The organism is Agromyces mediolanus (assembly GCF_023715325.1).
In the GTDB taxonomy this organism is placed as follows: domain Bacteria; phylum Actinomycetota; class Actinomycetes; order Actinomycetales; family Microbacteriaceae; genus Agromyces; species Agromyces mediolanus_A.
The window spans coordinates 1-484 of record NZ_JAMBNX010000027.1 but is presented as its reverse complement, the minus strand read 5'-3'; the positions used below and the strand labels follow the sequence as shown (position 1 = coordinate 484).

The window sequence follows — 484 nt, the reverse complement described above, 5'->3', positions numbered from 1 at the left end:
ACCTCGATAAGGCGGTTCAGATGCTTCGTGATCTGTTCGATCACGTCGTCGGAGCCAATGGAAACGATGGTGAGCCGCGACAGCGATTGATCTTCGGTCGGCGCCACCGTCAAGGTTTCGATGTTGTAGCCGCGTGCGGAAAACAGGCCGACCACGCGCGACAGCGCGCCCGGTTCGTTCTCCAGCAGGACGGAAATGATGTGTCTCATGTTCGCTTCTTCCAGAATGTGTCCGTGTCGATTCACTCGCGCCGCGCGCCGCCGCGTGCCGCACCGCCCTTCGTGAAGGCGGCCGCATCGGGCCGGGCGCGCGTCGCGCCGTTACAGATCTTCCGATCCGAGCAGCATCTCGGTGATGCCCTTGCCGGCCTGTACCATCGGCCAGACGTTTTCGGTCGGATCGGTCTGGAAGTCGAGAAACACGGTGCGGTCCTTCAGGCGCAGCGCTTCCTTCAGCGCCGGCTCCACATCCGAAGTATTTTCGA

At 62.0% G+C, this 484-nt stretch carries 1 protein-coding gene; it reads right to left on the bottom strand.

Going from position 1 to position 484, the window contains the following annotated elements:
• Nucleotides 1–209, bottom strand: a 209-nt coding sequence (ilvN, locus tag M3147_RS18915; RefSeq protein WP_251204942.1) for an acetolactate synthase small subunit, incomplete at its 3' end; no start/stop codon positions are given.
• Nucleotides 210–484: the final 275 nt, after the last annotated feature.